Origin of the sequence: Pedobacter terrae (assembly GCF_900100705.1) — a bacterium.
In the GTDB taxonomy this organism is placed as follows: Bacteria; Bacteroidota; Bacteroidia; order Sphingobacteriales; family Sphingobacteriaceae; genus Pedobacter; species Pedobacter terrae.
The window spans coordinates 210,812-226,745 of the sequence record NZ_FNCH01000008.1 but is presented as its reverse complement, the minus strand read 5'-3'; the positions used below and the strand labels follow the sequence as shown (position 1 = coordinate 226,745).

Here is a 15,934-nt window from a genome sequence, read left to right as displayed (position 1 = left end):
CGCCCTCTATGGAAAAACTGAAATAATGCTTTGCGTTTCTTTGCGAAAAAACTTTGCGCCCTTTGCGGTTATTTTGACATTCCAACAAAACAGCCCTTCGTTTGTTATTCTCAAAACGAATAATAATGGCGAATATATTTTCTTCTCTCAAAAACGCTTATAATCTTTTTAAACATGTAGATTTCGACAAGCTGGAAGCTTTATCGAAAAAGGTCGATTTACCCAAAATGGTCGAAACCATATCAAGCCTGGATGATAAGCAGATTCAGGGGATGATGAAAATGATGGGTGGATCTGGCAAAAAGAAAGAATTGCCACCTATTGAAGGCGATTTTTACCATTTGGGCGACGAAGCGTTAAAGGATGAAGACCGTGCGCTTCAGTTAAAAGTACGTGCTTTTCTAGAGAAAGAAGTAAAACCCATTGTTAATTATTACTGGAACAAAGCTGAATTCCCCTTCGAAATCATCCCAAAACTTGCCGAACTTAATATCTGTGGTTTAACCTACAAAGGTTATGGCTGTCCGGGGAAATCGAATTTAATGGAAGGTATCTTAGCCATGGAAATGGCCAGGATTGATACTTCTATTTCTACTTTTTTTGGTGTACAGAGCGGTTTGGCTATGGGATCGATCTACTTATGTGGCTCGGAGCAACAAAAACAGCAATGGTTGCCGCTGATGCAACAATTTAAAATTATTGGCGCATTTGGGTTAACCGAGCCCGAAGTAGGGTCTGCCGCTGCCGGCGGACTAACCACAACATGTAAAAAAGTAAATGGCAAATGGATATTAAACGGTCAGAAAAAATGGATTGGTAATGCCACTTTTGCCGATATTTTAATTATTTGGGCACGTGATGAGGAAAGCGGCGAAGTAAAAGGATTTATCGTGAAAAAAGATAATCCGGGTTTTGCTGTAGAGAAAATGCAGGATAAAATGGCCCTGAGGATTGTGCAAAATGGTATTATCACCTTAACCAACTGCGAGGTAGAGGAGGCAGGTCGCCTGCAAAATGCAAATTCATTTAAAGACACCGCTAAAGTATTACAAATGACACGCGCGGGAGTTGCCTGGCAGGCTGTGGGTTGCGCCCGAGGTGCTTATGAAAATGCTTTGGAATATACCCGTACCCGAAAACAGTTTGGTAAACCCATTGCATCTTTCCAATTGATTCAAAATCACCTGGTAGAGATGTTATCGAATTTGACGGCGATGCAAACACTTTGTTTCCGTCTTTCACAATTACAGGATCAGGGTTTATTAAAAGATGAACACGCTTCATTAGCGAAGGTTTTCTGTTCGTTAAGAACACGTGATGTGGTAAGCAAAGCAAGAGAAGTGATGGGCGGAAATGGTATTTTACTGGAATACAATGTAGCGCGTTTTGTGGCCGATGCTGAAGCGATTTATTCGTATGAGGGTACCAAAGAAATTAATACCCTGATTGTGGGTAGGGCAATAACGGGATTTTCAGCTTTTGTTTAGCGGTTGGGAAAACTCACGAAGTTTAAAGGGCTAATGCGCTGGGAACTTCGTGAGTTTAATGTTGGGTCCGAGCTAAATTATATTAGATAATTTTCAGTCTGAGCGTAGTCGAAGGCTAATGTAGGATGATAAATAGCAGGGTTTTTTAGGTTTAGGAAATGAACGTCAGCATTTCATAGGTGCTATAGTCCTGCCATTCGCTGTAGCCCGATAGAAACCTGTGAAACAAGCAAGCACACCGAAATGTAACATAACCGGTGCATCCGCTGTTGTCAGGTTTATTGAACAGCGGTTTTTCTCAAGGCATAAAACTTCGTTTATAAACCCGCTTTCCCTCCTGCCAATTTCTTTAAATTGGCAGGAGGGAAAGCGGGACTGAAAATGCCAAATGCACAAAACCCTTCATTTCCAAATCATAAGGATTAACGCATTCGGCAAACAAGTCATGTAATTTTACATATTTAAATGCTGAGTATTTCGTTCTGTTTAATCAAATCGCTTTTAACACCCAGGTTTCCCGGATTCTCCCAATTTTATTCGCCTGTTCTTTCATTTTTTTTAATAATTCAATATCAATATATTTTAATGAAGAAAGTTGATGCCAGACTGAAGTTGCTTTGGTGACCAGTTTAAAACCTTGTTCCAGAAAAAAGTGTTCTGCCTGCTCAAAACTTTCGAACTTATTATCTTCTACATGATGCGCTTCCAAAAACTGAGAAAAATGATCACCGGTATCATTTTGTAGTTTAAGCCGTTTAACATAAACATCAGCAGTGATCCAATATCCACCCCTTTGTTTTAATGATTTATGGATGGTTTTACATAGAGATGTCTTTTCATCGGTGTTTAAATATACCAGTAAGCCTTCATTTATAATGCTTATCGGACCAAGGGGCATTTGATTTACAGCATTTAGAAAGGCATCCTCATTTAATGCGTTTAAAGCTTCAGTTTTAAGCTTACCTTTCAAGTTTAATTTCTCGTTAACGATTAGCCGTTCAACCAAATCTTTCTTGATATCGATAATACCTTGTAAATCAGTATCCAAATAATAAATTGTCGGATGCCTTAAAACCAAATCCAAGCCTCTAAAAGAATAACCAGAAGAAATTTCTAAAATATTTAAGGAACCCGACGCAAAAAGTAAACTATCCAGAGATAAATATCTACTTTCAAAATGCACCAGTCGTTTTAAAAATACCTCATCAAAGTCTCTGTTCAATAAATGTTCAATGGCGTCATTGCCGTAAATTAATTTTACAGCATCAGCAACAAAAGGAATATCCGTTAAGCTTTTGGCCAGCATTAGTGATTTTGCTGATGGACTTATCGAATTATAATCACGATTCATGTGTAATTATACCAAAAAACTGCGTTTAAAACGGATGTTTATTAAATGCGACCTGGCTCATCGCACTTTTTTCATATAGGGCAATACATGATTTGTTAAATGTTGGGTCGAAGTTTACTGCTCCAGGCTCTAATGTGTTTGGAACATTTCCATTTTGCATAAAAAAATACACTTTGGTATTACCATATTTGGTATGTGGCATTAAATTGCCATAATCTTCCATTTCTTTCCAAATCGAATCTTTAACTGTCACCACGTAAATCCGTTGTATAGGGCCGGTGTTATTGTCATTTCTATATTTGATCACTTCTTTAAAGCCAGCTTTCATATCACTAATTCCTGGCTGATCAAAAACATTTTTAACCATAAAAAAGATCAACACTAAAACCCCTGCAACCAGGAAATAAACCGACGATTTTCTGTTCATGCCTACAATAAAGGTAATATTTTTTCCATAACCGTCAGGCCTTCGTCAATATGCTTTTGCTCAATACAGAGTGCCGGACGGAAACGTATGGTTTTTTCACCACAACCCAAAAACATCACATTGTTTTCCAGTCCTTTGCCAATAAATGCATTACGCATTTCTTTTGTCGGGAAATCGAAAGAACACAACAAACCTTTTCCACGCACGTTTGTCATTTGATCAAATTTATGCGATAAATTTTCTAGTTGATCTTTTAAGTACGCGCCTATTTTTGCGGCATTTTCGCATAGCCGATCTTCCTCTATGATCTGTAAAATCTGAGCAGAACGTACCATATCAACCAAATTGCCTCCCCATGTGGAGTTAATTCGGCTGGGTACTTTAAATACATTGCTTTCAATTTCATCAACCTTATTGCCAACAAGAATACCGCATACCTGCATTTTTTTACCAAAAGCAATAATATCTGGTCTGGCCTTTTCGCTAAAATGTTGGTGGCACCAGAATTTACCGGTTAATCCCACGCCTGTTTGTACTTCATCGTAAATTAAAAAGGCATCATTTTCATCGGCTAAAGCTTTAAGTTGAATCAAAAACTCCTCCCGCAGGTGGTTATCTCCTCCTTCTGATTGGATGGGTTCTATGATGATGGCGCAGATGTCATCTTTATCATCTGCAAAGGCTTTTTTGATCTGGGCCAACGAAGCTTCTTCAGTAGCAATGGCATGGTTTAAGTGATTTCCGGAAAGTGGAAATTTAACTTCCGGAATAGCTACCCTTGGCCAATCGAACTTCGCAAACCATTTTGTTTTATCGGGTAGGGTATTGGTTAAACTCATTGTATAACCTGTACGGCCATGAAAAGCCCTTTCGAAGTGCAAAACCTTAAAACCTTTTTCTTCAGTATATCCTTTTGCAAAGTTTTTCTGAACCTTCCAATCCATGGCAACCTTAATGGCGTTTTCTACCGCTAAGCCTCCACCTGCAATAAAAAAAGCGTGTGGCAGATAATCGGGGATACCAATTTTAGAAAATGTTTCCACGAATTGTGCATATTGTTGGGTATAAACATCGGAATTTGAGGGATTGGCCAAAGCGGCAAGTAAAAGATTCTTTTTAAAAGCCTCGTCATTAACCATTTTAGGGTGGTTGTAACCTAAGGGAACTGAAGCAAAACAAGTGAAAAAATCGAGTAAAGTCCTATTGTATTTCGAGTCGTAAATGTAAGCGCCATGACTTTTTTCCATATCATAGGTCAGGTCGAAACCGTCGGCTAAAATGTGCTTACTTAAAGATTCGTTAACGCGATCGGCAGGTACTGTTAATTGATACATAAACTTGGTTTTGGTATAATCCAAATTTAGTTAAATGTGCCTAAAATCAAAATTTAAGCACTTTTTGTGCCCATGGACTAAAAAATAGGTTTAAACAGTTTAAAGTATGATTATAGACAAAATCGGGTTTTGGACTTCACAGGTGTGGAAAACTTTTTGACAGGAATCTCTTTAAAAAGCATCTGTCTCCATTAGATTAAGATGGTTTTGATCAGATTTTTCCAGTTGTCTGCTCCCTATATGGTTGCAGTTCGAATCTTTGTTTTTGCTGCGGGGCCTATCAATCCTGATCCGCTCTCAGCCCATCATCGAGGAAGAGAAGCTTATCTAACCGGGCGACTTTTCTTAGAACCCAAGCCGCTTCGCAAGCTTTCCGATGCTCAGACCCTGGATAAGGATCGAAAAGACAACAATGATGTAGGTGATCAGCACGAACTGTTCACGGTACATGGCCGGGCTCAGGGAAAGTGCCAGAGCGACAGAAATACCACCTCTTAAGCCGCCCCAGGTCATTATAGTCACTGCATGTTTTTCAAACTTTACTTTAAATCGCATCAACGAAACCGGTATGATCACTGAAATCCATCTGGCCAGCAGTACTATGCCGATGCTAATGACCCCGATCCAGAATACCGTTGATTCTACTTTTATGATGAGCATCTCTACGCCGATGAAAAGAAATAATACCGCGTTAAGGATCTCATCGATCATTTCCCAGAATTTGCCGAGATAGTCTCTGGTAAGATCTGACATGCCGTCCCGCTTGGATTTATTCCCAGTAAAGATCCCTGCGATAACCATTGCCAGAGGTCCCGATACATGAAGCCTTCCGGCCAGAAAATATCCCCCAGTCACAATGGCCAGGGTAATGAGTACCTCAACCTTATAGTCATCAATGCTTCGCAAAGCCAGATATCCGATATAACCAAGCAGTAGGCCAAAAAACAGACCGCCCAATGCTTCGATTAAAAAAAGCTTGCCTATCGAGATGACGGAAAAGTCCCCTGTTGTAGAACGCGCAATTTCTGCAAGACTCACAAATACAACCACTGCGACACCATCATTAAACAATGACTCCCCGGAAATTTTCAGCTCCAAACTCGCGGGAATATTTGCTTTTTTAAGTATGCCCAGAACGGCAATGGGATCGGTAGGGGAAATTAGCGCTCCAAACAGCAGACAGTAGATCAATGGAATAGGCATATTAAACCATCCAAAAAGGAAATATACCAATATCCCAACTACAAATGTTGAAATAAGGATACCTATTGTGGCCAAGACAAGGACCGGCAGGCGTTCGGCCCTAAGTTTGCTGGCATCAATATGTATTGCTCCGGCAAAAAGTAGAAAACTCAGCATAAAGTTCATCAGTACATCCTGAAAATCTAACGAGGTAGCAAGCGAAATGGCCTTTTCTGAAAGCAGAGAGCTGGAACTCCCCAGACTCACCAACAGGATTGAAGAAATCAGTGAAAGTGCCATGATTCCAATGGTTGGTGGCCATTTAATAAAACGGTGGTTGATATAAGCAAAGATTGCTGCAAGTACTATGGTGATGGCTATAATTTCCTGGGTGTTCATCTAAAATATTGTGTTTGCTTTTAAGTTATGATGTAGGCGCTCAACTAAGTTTTGTTTTTCTTCTTCGTTTTTCTCATGCTTCAATACGAAACCGGGGCGTAACGTTATTATTATATTTACTAAACATTACGTGAATTAACTCTGTTGAAGGGAAATTTCTTCGCGTGGAAGATAGCTAGGAGGGAGGGCTTCCGATAACCGTCCCGGAGCGTCCTATAATTACTGGAACTGTCCTGCAGAAGCGTGTTCAGTTGGGTAGAGATGATTAAGGGCATTTTAGGAGTAACGATTTTGATCATATTCTTTTTGATATCACAATGTAACAAAATAAAGCCTTTTAAGCTAAAAAGGAGTTGTTTTTATTGCAAGAAAAGGCATTTAATTCATTTTTGCTACCTTTGTCAAATCCCCGGTTAAGCCGGAAATATTTTAGCCCCCTCCCTTGCGGGAATCTTGGGGTACTGCGGCCTTCCTTAAAGATCATCCGGCCGTCATGTTGTTTCACTTTAAAATGCCGCTATGCAGAAAAGACTACTTATTGTATCCAACCGTTTGCCAATATCCATAGAAAAAAACAATGAAGGATACTCCTTCCGCCAGTCCTCGGGCGGACTGGTATCAGCTGTAGGTGCCTATCTTAAAGGTCACGGTAGAGCGGTATTTTCCGAAAAAGTATGGGCAGGTGTACCCGACTGCGATGAAGATATCTGGAGCCTTGCCTCCCTTAACCATGGCGGGACAGATTATAATTTTCTACCCATTTTCCCCAGCACTTCTGACTATGAAAATTATTACAACGGTTTTTCCAATTCGGTTCTATGGCCCCTTTTTCATTATTTTCCTTCACTGGCAGACTATCGGCCTGATTTTTTTGAGGCCTATAAGCGTGTGAACGAGCAGTTTGCCGAGAAATTATCCCAGGTCATCCATGAAGATGATACCGTCTGGATACACGATTACCATCTTATGCTCCTCCCTGGTCTTTTAAGGAAGAAAAATCCCGGTATTACCATTGCCTTTTTTCTCCATATCCCATTCCCTTCAGCGGAACTCTTTCGGGTCATTCCCAGGGGATGGCAAAGGGAATTATTGGAAGGCGTGCTCGGTGCAGACCTTATTGGCTTTCACACAGCTGAGTATGTAAGCCATTTTCTAAAATCCCTGGAACTTTCCATTGGCCTTGAACAGGAAAATGATTATATCACCTACCAGCACCGGGAGATCAAAGCTGATGCTTTCCCTGTGAGTATTGATTTCAGTGTTTTTGATAACGCACATCGCTTAGAGAAGGTCAGCCTGGCCAGAGATAGATACCTTGCGATAAAAGGAGATAAGAAAATGATATTTTCAGTGGACAGGCTGGATTATACCAAGGGAATTTTCAACAGGCTACGGGCATTTGAGCATTTTCTGACTACAAATCCCTCCTATATTGGAAAAATAGTTTTCATCATGGTCGTAGTACCATCCAGGCATTCAATCTTTCAATACTCGGAAAGGAAAAAAAGGATTGATGAATTTATCGGCAGGCTTAACTCAACTATGGGAACCATTTCATGGCAGCCTGTGATCTACCAATATGACCACCTCAGTTTCGAAGATTTGCTCGGTCTTTATACTGCATGCGATGTCGCACTAGTTACTCCGCTACGTGACGGGATGAATCTGGTAGCCAAAGAATTTGTTGCCAGCAGGAACGATAACATGGGGGTGCTGATTCTAAGCGAGATGGCCGGTGCGGCATTCGAGCTTACCGAATCCCTGCTCATCAATCCCAATGATGTATTGGAGATGGCGGAAACGATCAGCGTTGCACTGGAAATGGATCCCTTAGAGCAGGGCCGGCGTCTTTCGGTTATGCGCGAACGGATAAGCAGGTATGATGTCAATGCCTGGGCACTGGACTTCTTTACCCAGCTGCATAGGGTCAAAGAGCGGCAGAAAAAATTGGATATCCGTTTTATGGACGCCTTTTCCAAATCGGTATTGCTTAATGCCTATGCCAAGAGTGCTCACCGCCTTTTGCTGCTGGATTACGACGGGACGCTGGTACCCTTTTCTTCACGGCCTGAGCACGCCGCTCCGGGCGAGCAGCTGTTATCCCAGCTTTCAGCGCTCTCTTCAGATCCAAGGGTGAGTCTATACATTATTAGTGGGAGGGACAGCGCTACGCTTGAAAAATGGCTCGGGCATTTGCCCATTGGGCTGATCGGGGAACATGGAGCCAAGGTAAAGGCGATTGGCGGGAACTGGGCGGTTGCAATTAATGACATGGCGGCCGGCTGGAAAACAGAGATAAGGCCGGTTATGGAAGAAATGGTGTCCAGGACACCAGGGAGTTTTATTGAGGAAAAGGATTTCTCCCTCGCTTGGCATTACCGCAAAACAGAAGCCTCTCTTGGTCTCAAGCGGGCTGGTGAGCTCAATGGAAGGCTACGGGAAATCACGCCCGGACTTTCCCTGGATGTACTCGATGGCAACCGTGTCATTGAGGTAAGAAACCATGGAATCAACAAGGGTAGGGCCGTGGAGAATATCCTGAAAGAGAAACAAAACAATTTTATCCTTTGTATAGGAGATGACCATACTGATGAGGACATGTTCCGTGCACTGGCCGGCAAAAAGGGCGCCTTTACCATCAAGATAGGAAATCAGGCTTCCCTGGCGGATTATAATTTACATAGCCCTCATGTAGTATCTTCTCTTTTGGGTACCATTATCGAATTTCCTGATCATATTGTTTAATAGTAGTAATGCCCGACGCAATACCAAGAAATCAGTTATCATTAATAGCACACTATAAGTGCATTGGATTATGGAAAAACAGGATAAATTAACTTCAGAATTTAGCTACATTAAAAAGGTGTGGATTGCTGTAGGAATTGTAGCCTTGACAACAAGCTTTTTATTGATTATGCAGGCCACTTTTGGTGTTCTGTTGCTAATATTCGCAGGGATATTACTGGCAGTATTTTTTAGAGGCTGCAGCGGAATATTGGAAAGTTGGCTGGGCTGGAATGAAAAGGTTTGTACAGCGATAGCAATTTTTGTCGTTATATTGCTAACAGTTGGTTTTTTCTGGTTGGTCGGTGCACAAATTGAAACTCAGGTGTCAGAGCTTTCCGAGACGTTACCCAAAACCATAGAAAATTTAAAGGGCAGGTTGACCAATAGTGATATTGGCAATAAGGTTATGGAAAGAATTACCAGTGAAGAATCCAGCAAGAAGATTCAAGGTTTTGCTACCGGATTTTTTACTTCGACTTTTGGAGGATTTGGAGATATTTATGTCGTAATATTCATTGGCCTTTTCATTGCCGTGTCTCCAAAAACATATATTGATGGTGTGGTTGAACTTGTTCCAGAACAGGGGCAGGCTGAAACCAGAAATCTAATCGATACCCTTGGCATTCAGCTTAGAAAATGGATTAAAGGTAAGCTGTTATCTATGCTGGTGGTATTTATTCTTACCGCTATAGGCCTTGCAATTCTTGGAATCCCCCTATGGCTTGTACTTGCCTTGTTGGCTGGTATACTAAGCTTTATACCAAATTTTGGACCTATTCTTGCACTCTTACCAGCAGTGCTTGTGGGTCTTTTGCAAAGTCCGCAAACTGCCCTTTGGATCACAGGATTATATATTCTGATTCAATTTATCGAAAGCAATTTTATCACAACAATCATACAACAAAAAATGGTTAATATCCCTCCGGCATTGATCATTTCTGCGCAGATGATGCTCGGTGCTTTGACAGGAAGCTGGGGGCTTGTATTATCCACGCCACTGACCGTTGTGGTCATAATTTTAATCAAAAATCTATACATCAAAAAAAGAAGTCCTGAAGGTTGATAACGTTTATTTAAAGCGTTACATTCCTATCTGCTGCAAGTACTTGCTATGTTAGCTAACTTTGCGACAGGTCTGGGGAGAAGAACGATAAAACTGAAGTCATATGTTGGTTCGCAGTGATCACTTTAGGTGATGCAGCTAAGGCAGATAAAGCTGATAAATTAAATATAAAATGAGGAAATGAAAGTAAAAGTCCTGGTCCAAAATACGCTCAAGTCGATGGATATCCTATATTCTAAAACAATCAGCAGCATTGCCTTTATACCGGCAATTGTTGCCTTGGTGTTCTTATTTCTATCGGTATTCATGGTCCAGTTTGATTATTCCGAATCCGGAAAAGCCATTAAGTCAAATTCCCATTGGCTTACCCTTAAAGATGCAAGTACTGCCAGGAGCATCATCTCCACAATTACCGGTGGGATTATATCCCTGACCGTTTTTAGTTTCAGTATGGTGATGATACTTTTAAATCAGGCCGCCTCACAAATGAGTAACAGGATACTTGAAAAGCTTATCGGTAACCGCTTTCAGCAGATTGTTCTAGGCTTTTACATCGGGACCATCGTATATGCACTATTCCTCCTTAGCACCATCCGCGATATTGACTCCGGTGTATACGTGCCTGCCATCAGTACCTATCTGCTCATCTCTTTTACGGTAATCGATATCTTCCTTTTCATTTATTTCCTTCATTATGTTACCCAGTCGGTCAAATATGAAACCATAATTCATAAAATCTTCAATGATACACAGAAAAGTCTTGAAAAGAAATGTGTTAACCGAGATGTTCATGAACCGTCCTATCCTCAATTATCAGCTACCATTATATACGCCAGCAAGTCTGGAATCTATCAGGGCTTTATGGAAAAACCACTGCTGGCTTTATGCTCGCGGGAAAACCTTGTTATCCGTACCGAATGGCCAAGTGGAACAATGATCATAAAAAACACACCCGTTTTATCAGTCCTGAACAAGAATGAGATTTCTGAAGATCTCCGGGAGGAAATGACAGGCCTGATCAATATACATGGCGGACAAAATATTGATACCAATTATTATTATGGTTTCAGGCAATTAATGGAAGTCGCAGTTAAAGCACTCAGTCCAGGTATTAATGATCCTGGGACAGCAATATTAAGTCTGCAGGCACTTGGCAATCTGCTAAAAATTAGAAGTGAGCACTATCCAAAACATGAAATCGTTGATCAGGACAAGGTCGCCAGGATCTTAGTCAAGGAAAGAACCTTGGAAGAGATTTTTGCGGATTGTATTTATCCTATTTGGGACTATGGAAAGCAGGATAGACTCGTTACAATGGAAATGCATCATATTCTTGTACTTCTTTGCATACATACAACCATACCGGTTTTTCATAAGATGCTTGACGAAGTAAAGCGATCAGAGATGTATCAGGATTTAAATTTGGACGTTAAGTGACGCTGACCATCACCATCAAAAAGAGAATACCATTGGAAAGTGTCAAGTATATTCAGCACCCATTACTAATATACATTGATGCTGATAAGATTTTTTGTGAAATCCCTTAAGGTAGATTTGGTTATCATTTATTCTTTTTGCTGCTAAGACGCTCCATTACGGGCGTCGCAGTCAGACCATGGAGGACGATGGAAATCAGGATGGTAGCGGATACAACTGCCCACAGTACATCCTGCTGTTCGAATTTTACTTCGCCGAAAGCAAAGGCAAGGTAATAGATAGACCCCATACCGCGAATGCCAAAAAAACTGATTGCAAGTTTTTCCTTTATAGGCGTTGAACTTCCCAAAAGAGATACATAGGAGGAGAACGGCCGCACCAGCACTACAAATCCCACTGATACCAGCGCCATTTTGAGGGTCAGCGGAGCAAGTACTCCGCCAACTAACGAGCCGCCAAAAAAAATTAGCAGCACAGCCAGAAGCATCCTTTCCATTTGATCGGTGAAGGAATGGAGTTGCTGGTGATACTCATGGCCTTTCTCATAATGCCTTAAGGTTAGCCCCGCAATAAATACCGCAATAAACCCATAGGCATGAAATGATTCTGTTATGGCATAGGTAAAAAGCGTAAGGGAAATGGCAAGAAAACCATCAGAAGCCTTTAATAAACGATATTTTTCAGAGATAGAGAATACCAGATATCCCACCAGCTTGCCACAAAGCCAGCCTATAACCAGGCCTCCTGCAATCTTGAAGAAAAGGTAATACCATGTCCAGTGCCACAACAAGTTGGCGCTGATGCCTTGGGAAGCTACTAAAATGGCGAGCCATGTAAACGGAAATGCCATACCATCATTTAGTCCGGCCTCCGAAGTCAGCGCAAAACGGGGCTCCGATTTACCGCGTTCATTGGGCGGCCCAACCTGTACATCGGCAGCAAGGACTGGGTCTGTTGGCGCAAGAACGGCGGCAAGCAATAGCGCAGCTGAAAGGGTGAGCCCCAAAACAAAAACACCCAGTAATGCCGAAATTAATATCGCCAGGATCATGGCAATGAGAATCAGCCGGATCGGGGTAGACCATTTCCTGAATGAGAAACTTCTATCAATCTTGATTGCTGTACCCATCAGCGAGATGATAACAATCAGCTCGGTGAGGTGGAGCACCAGGCTGTTATCTTTCTGCGGACGAGGATCGGGCAGGGCTGTCGGCCATATAAGGTAGATCAACATGCCGACAGCAACATAGATAACAGAATATGATATACCAATTTTCCTGGCCATCGAAGGAATAAACGCCATACCAATACTGGCAATTCCCGCGATTAGCATTAATAAGATATACTGACTCATCTTTTTGAATTCTTTTTAAGGTATAAAAAACCGGACATCATATACGACATGCTGAATAGTATTATGGCTTTGTCTTTGCTGTGGCAAATAAGATAAGACCCCATATCCAAAGAATGAAATAAAAGAAGAATGCCGGAATCCGCCTGACTGGCAGGGTTCCAGGGAATAAAGGGTACGACTGATTACAATCAAAATAATACCGGCAATTTTTTTTACATTCCGCTCAATCATCTCATTTGTTCTCTGTAGCCTAGCACAACGCAGCTTATATTCCCGAGGAGCATACATAATTTCTCATGATTGTATGATTTTAGTAAGTTAATGTTGTTGTCTAACGGCTTCGCATGCTGGCAGATACTAACGGAGTAACATTGGTACTTTAATTTGGTTTAGATTATTTATCGAGGTGTGGTAGAAGCGGGCCCCATTAGTCTACAGTAGCATCTTGCTGAATTTCTTTCAGCGAAACGCCGCCCTTAATTCCAAAATCAAGTGTTCTTATAGGAAAGGGTATCATGATATTATTCGCATCATACGCTTTTTTGATTCTGATGATACATTGACTCTGAACTTCTAAAAAATTTACGTTTTCATGGATATTGATCCATAGCCTGATCACATAATTAATAGAGCTGTCCGCAAATTCCGTATAGAACATGGTCACTTCTTCCTCATCAACCAAACCTTCAATATCCTTAACCGCGTCAATGGTCAGTGCTTTTACTTTTTCAAGATCTTCACCATAGGAGATTCCTATTTTCAGGTCGACACGACGTTTACCCAACAGGGTGTAGTTCTCTATGGGGCTCTGAAAAACATCTTTATTCGGAATAATAACCATTTGTCCCTGATAGGTCCTGATGACGGTATCCCTGAGGTTAATCTCCTCTACCTTTCCCATATAATCCTTGATCTTCACAATGTCCCCAACATATAAGGGTTTCCTCACCGAAAGGAAAATGCCTGAAATAAAATTTGACGCGATATCCTGAAAGGCAAATGCAAGGGCAAGTCCGATGATTCCTGCCCCGGCTAAAATGGAAGTTACCGCCTTATCTAACTTCAGCACGCTCAGGGCCATAAATATTACAATGCCGAGCAAAAAAATATAAATTACAGAGCTAAACAGGTTGTCCAGCGCCTCATTTAAAATAAAACGTTTCAAGACTTTCCTCAGCAGGTTGCGCAGGCGCTTGGCGGCATAAAACCCTAAGACCAGAATGAATGCTGCCAGGGCAATGTTTGGTAAAATTCTGATGAACTCCTTTGCCCAGAGGCTGAGTTTATCCAAAATTAGTTCATAAGCGTGTTCTATATTCATATCTTTCAATTACATGATCAGTCTAACTCCACCAAGTTCGGATACATGGTATGGAAATTTATCTCCCGGCGATCCGATAAACATAAAGTTTTTAGGGATTTCCCACTCTTGTGATAATTGTTCAATCAGTTCGGGACCGAACTTTCCCTCTATTTCCACAAAATCGATATCAATTTCGGGATAGGCTCGATCCAAAACCAGGATGTCGGATTTCAGGTTCTCATTGTCGCTATCGCTGTTTGCAACATGCACAATCTTTATTTTTTTTGTGGCCTCATTTTCCTCTACGTAAATCATTACCCTGTTCAAAACCGCAACGTTGTCCCCCCGCGTGAAGAATACAAGTTCCTGGGCATTGATCTTTATAAGTGCCCGGTGAAGCCTGATATTATCAAGAACCAGCCTTTTATAAGATTTGTCGAGATGGCGCATCGAATAGAGTGTCCACTTGATAATCTGCGCCCTTTTCAGCATCACGATGATGAAAAGCATAGCGGGAACCAGGTATTGCAGAAAAACGAAAAAAGCATGGGCGTTGAGTAGCAGATTACCAAAGAAAGCGGCCAGAATAAAAGATATGGCAACGATCACGGAAAGTATTGAGGCCCTTTCAGGTCGTGGCAGGCGGTTCCTTTTAATTTTCAGCATCAGATTGCCCATGCCAAAAAGCGCCATGACCAGCAGGAAGGAAAAAGTATAGACCCCGGCAAGGTTTACCAGATTTCCCCTGGTTACCAATAGTATCGAAAGACATAAAATAAAAAAACCGATGACTATCCGGTAATTAACGCCTCTGCTGTTTTTTACCAGAAAAAAATTAGGCAGGATCCTGTCCAGGGCGATACGCTCAGCAAGTCCTGTTACGCCTACATAGGAGGTTAATACCGCTCCGCTGAGAACCAAAACAGCATCAATGGAGATCAGGTAGGCCAGCCATTTGCCGCCCGCGGTTTCTCCCATAAAGGAAAGAAGGGATTCCTTACGGTCATCAATACCGGCAAGAGGTATGATGCTCAGCGCCAGCAGGGCAATGGCAGGATTAAAGAAGCTCACCACCCGCCACATGTTCCTTAGCGTCTTTGGGAAAACGCCTGGCCGTTGTTCCTCCACGAAGTTCGCAGAACTTTCAAATCCGGATATCCCGAGCATGGCTGCGGAAAATCCAAAAAACAGGGCTGCCATAATCCCGCCTGACCGGACAGGAAGTTGCCAGTTCTGCTCGAATATCGCTACTCCATGATGGATGACGAACCAGCCCCCTGCCAGTATCAGCAAAGTGAGGGAAGCAATGTGCGTGATAAAGATAATAACCGCAACGACAGCGGATTCACCGATTCCTATAATCGCCAGCATCATAAAAATCAATAGCAACAGTATGGTCGCCGGAATCAACGGAAGCACATGCACAATATCTCGGAAATAGTGCATGCCCTCGTATGCCGAAATCACAGCGGTAGCCATATAAGACAATATAGTCAGGCATGCCGCAAACGATGCAGTAGACTTGGAGGTGGTGTTAAGCAATACGTTATAAGCACCGCCATTCAAAGGAAGCGCTCCAACAACCTCCCCATATATTTTTCTAAAAAGAAAAAGCACCAGTCCTACAATGATCAGCGAAATCCAGGCGTATTGGCCGGCAAATGAAATGGTAAGCGCAGCAACATATAGGCAGGAAGAGCTGATATCATTTCCGCAGATAGCAGTTGCCTGAAGTTCGTTTAATTTAAATGAGGGTTTATGTAGAGATGTGGCCATCAATTATATGTTTAAACTAAGTTAATTGAATCAT

General features: G+C 41.7%; 11 protein-coding genes. 4 read left to right on the top strand and 7 right to left on the bottom strand.

What is annotated here, in order from left to right:
• Nucleotides 1–125 precede the first annotated feature (125 nt).
• Nucleotides 126–1,487, top strand: a complete 1,362-nt coding sequence (locus BLR60_RS12435; protein ID WP_090500250.1) for an acyl-CoA dehydrogenase family protein — start codon at nt 126–128, stop codon at nt 1,485–1,487.
• A 490-nt stretch (nt 1,488–1,977) separates the two neighbouring features.
• Here the strand turns inward: BLR60_RS12435 and BLR60_RS12430 are convergent, their stop codons facing one another.
• From BLR60_RS12430 to BLR60_RS12415, 4 genes are all read right to left on the bottom strand, one after another.
• Entirely contained in the window at nt 1,978–2,838 is an 861-nt protein-coding gene (locus BLR60_RS12430; RefSeq protein WP_090500248.1) for a hypothetical protein, read from the bottom strand.
• 25 nt (nt 2,839–2,863) lie between these two features.
• Nucleotides 2,864–3,265 carry a hypothetical protein gene (locus BLR60_RS12425; RefSeq protein ID WP_090500246.1) on the bottom strand — a complete coding sequence of 134 codons (402 nt, stop codon included), beginning with the start codon at nt 3,263–3,265 and terminating at the stop codon, nt 2,864–2,866.
• Nucleotides 3,266–3,267: 2 nt separating this feature from the next.
• Nucleotides 3,268–4,599 carry an L-lysine 6-transaminase gene (gene lat, locus BLR60_RS12420; RefSeq protein WP_090500326.1) on the bottom strand — a complete coding sequence of 444 codons (1,332 nt, stop codon included), beginning with the start codon at nt 4,597–4,599 and terminating at the stop codon, nt 3,268–3,270.
• A 345-nt stretch (nt 4,600–4,944) separates the two neighbouring features.
• Entirely contained in the window at nt 4,945–6,180 is a 1,236-nt protein-coding gene (locus BLR60_RS12415) for a cation:proton antiporter (protein WP_090500244.1), read from the bottom strand.
• A gap of 519 nt (nt 6,181–6,699) precedes the next feature.
• Between BLR60_RS12415 and BLR60_RS12410 the strand changes: the two genes are divergently transcribed.
• From BLR60_RS12410 to BLR60_RS12400, 3 genes are all read left to right on the top strand, one after another.
• Complete coding sequence (locus BLR60_RS12410) at nt 6,700–8,925, top strand: bifunctional alpha,alpha-trehalose-phosphate synthase (UDP-forming)/trehalose-phosphatase (RefSeq protein WP_090500242.1); 2,226 nt, start codon at nt 6,700–6,702, stop codon at nt 8,923–8,925.
• Between the two features lie 70 nt (nt 8,926–8,995).
• Complete coding sequence (locus tag BLR60_RS12405; protein ID WP_090500240.1) at nt 8,996–10,030, top strand: AI-2E family transporter; 1,035 nt, start codon at nt 8,996–8,998, stop codon at nt 10,028–10,030.
• Between the two features lie 180 nt (nt 10,031–10,210).
• Nucleotides 10,211–11,467, top strand: coding sequence for a DUF2254 domain-containing protein (locus tag BLR60_RS12400; protein ID WP_244155651.1), 1,257 nt, complete (start codon nt 10,211–10,213; stop codon nt 11,465–11,467).
• Nucleotides 11,468–11,591: 124 nt separating this feature from the next.
• On the opposite strand, the gene BLR60_RS12395 is transcribed toward BLR60_RS12400, so the two are convergent.
• The 3 genes from BLR60_RS12395 to BLR60_RS12385 all read right to left on the bottom strand — a co-directional run bounded on the left by BLR60_RS12395 (nt 11,592) and on the right by BLR60_RS12385 (nt 15,900).
• The gene (locus BLR60_RS12395) at nt 11,592–12,821 is read right to left on the bottom strand and encodes a cation:proton antiporter (RefSeq protein ID WP_090500238.1); all 1,230 of its coding nucleotides are present in this window, start codon (nt 12,819–12,821) and stop codon (nt 11,592–11,594) included.
• A gap of 427 nt (nt 12,822–13,248) precedes the next feature.
• Nucleotides 13,249–14,142 (bottom strand): mechanosensitive ion channel family protein, encoded by an 894-nt coding sequence (locus BLR60_RS12390; RefSeq protein ID WP_090500236.1) that lies wholly within the window; start codon nt 14,140–14,142, stop codon nt 13,249–13,251.
• Between the two features lie 9 nt (nt 14,143–14,151).
• Nucleotides 14,152–15,900, bottom strand: a complete 1,749-nt coding sequence (locus tag BLR60_RS12385) for an APC family permease (RefSeq protein ID WP_090500234.1) — start codon at nt 15,898–15,900, stop codon at nt 14,152–14,154.
• Nucleotides 15,901–15,934 lie beyond the last annotated feature (34 nt).

Excerpts from the sequence above, each read along its gene's own strand:
- BLR60_RS12435 (WP_090500250.1), top strand. The coding sequence starts at position 126 with ATGGCGAATATATTTTCTTCTCTCAAAAACGCTTATAATCTTTTTAAA.
- BLR60_RS12430 (WP_090500248.1), bottom strand. The coding sequence starts at position 2,838 with ATGAATCGTGATTATAATTCGATAAGTCCATCAGCAAAATCACTAATG.
- BLR60_RS12425 (WP_090500246.1), bottom strand. The coding sequence starts at position 3,265 with ATGAACAGAAAATCGTCGGTTTATTTCCTGGTTGCAGGGGTTTTAGTG.
- lat (WP_090500326.1), bottom strand. The coding sequence starts at position 4,599 with ATGTATCAATTAACAGTACCTGCCGATCGCGTTAACGAATCTTTAAGT.
- BLR60_RS12415 (WP_090500244.1), bottom strand. The coding sequence starts at position 6,180 with ATGAACACCCAGGAAATTATAGCCATCACCATAGTACTTGCAGCAATC.
- BLR60_RS12410 (WP_090500242.1), top strand. The coding sequence starts at position 6,700 with ATGCAGAAAAGACTACTTATTGTATCCAACCGTTTGCCAATATCCATA.
- BLR60_RS12405 (WP_090500240.1), top strand. The coding sequence starts at position 8,996 with ATGGAAAAACAGGATAAATTAACTTCAGAATTTAGCTACATTAAAAAG.
- BLR60_RS12400 (WP_244155651.1), top strand. The coding sequence starts at position 10,211 with ATGAAAGTAAAAGTCCTGGTCCAAAATACGCTCAAGTCGATGGATATC.
- BLR60_RS12395 (WP_090500238.1), bottom strand. The coding sequence starts at position 12,821 with ATGAGTCAGTATATCTTATTAATGCTAATCGCGGGAATTGCCAGTATT.
- BLR60_RS12390 (WP_090500236.1), bottom strand. The coding sequence starts at position 14,142 with ATGAATATAGAACACGCTTATGAACTAATTTTGGATAAACTCAGCCTC.
- BLR60_RS12385 (WP_090500234.1), bottom strand. The coding sequence starts at position 15,900 with ATGGCCACATCTCTACATAAACCCTCATTTAAATTAAACGAACTTCAG.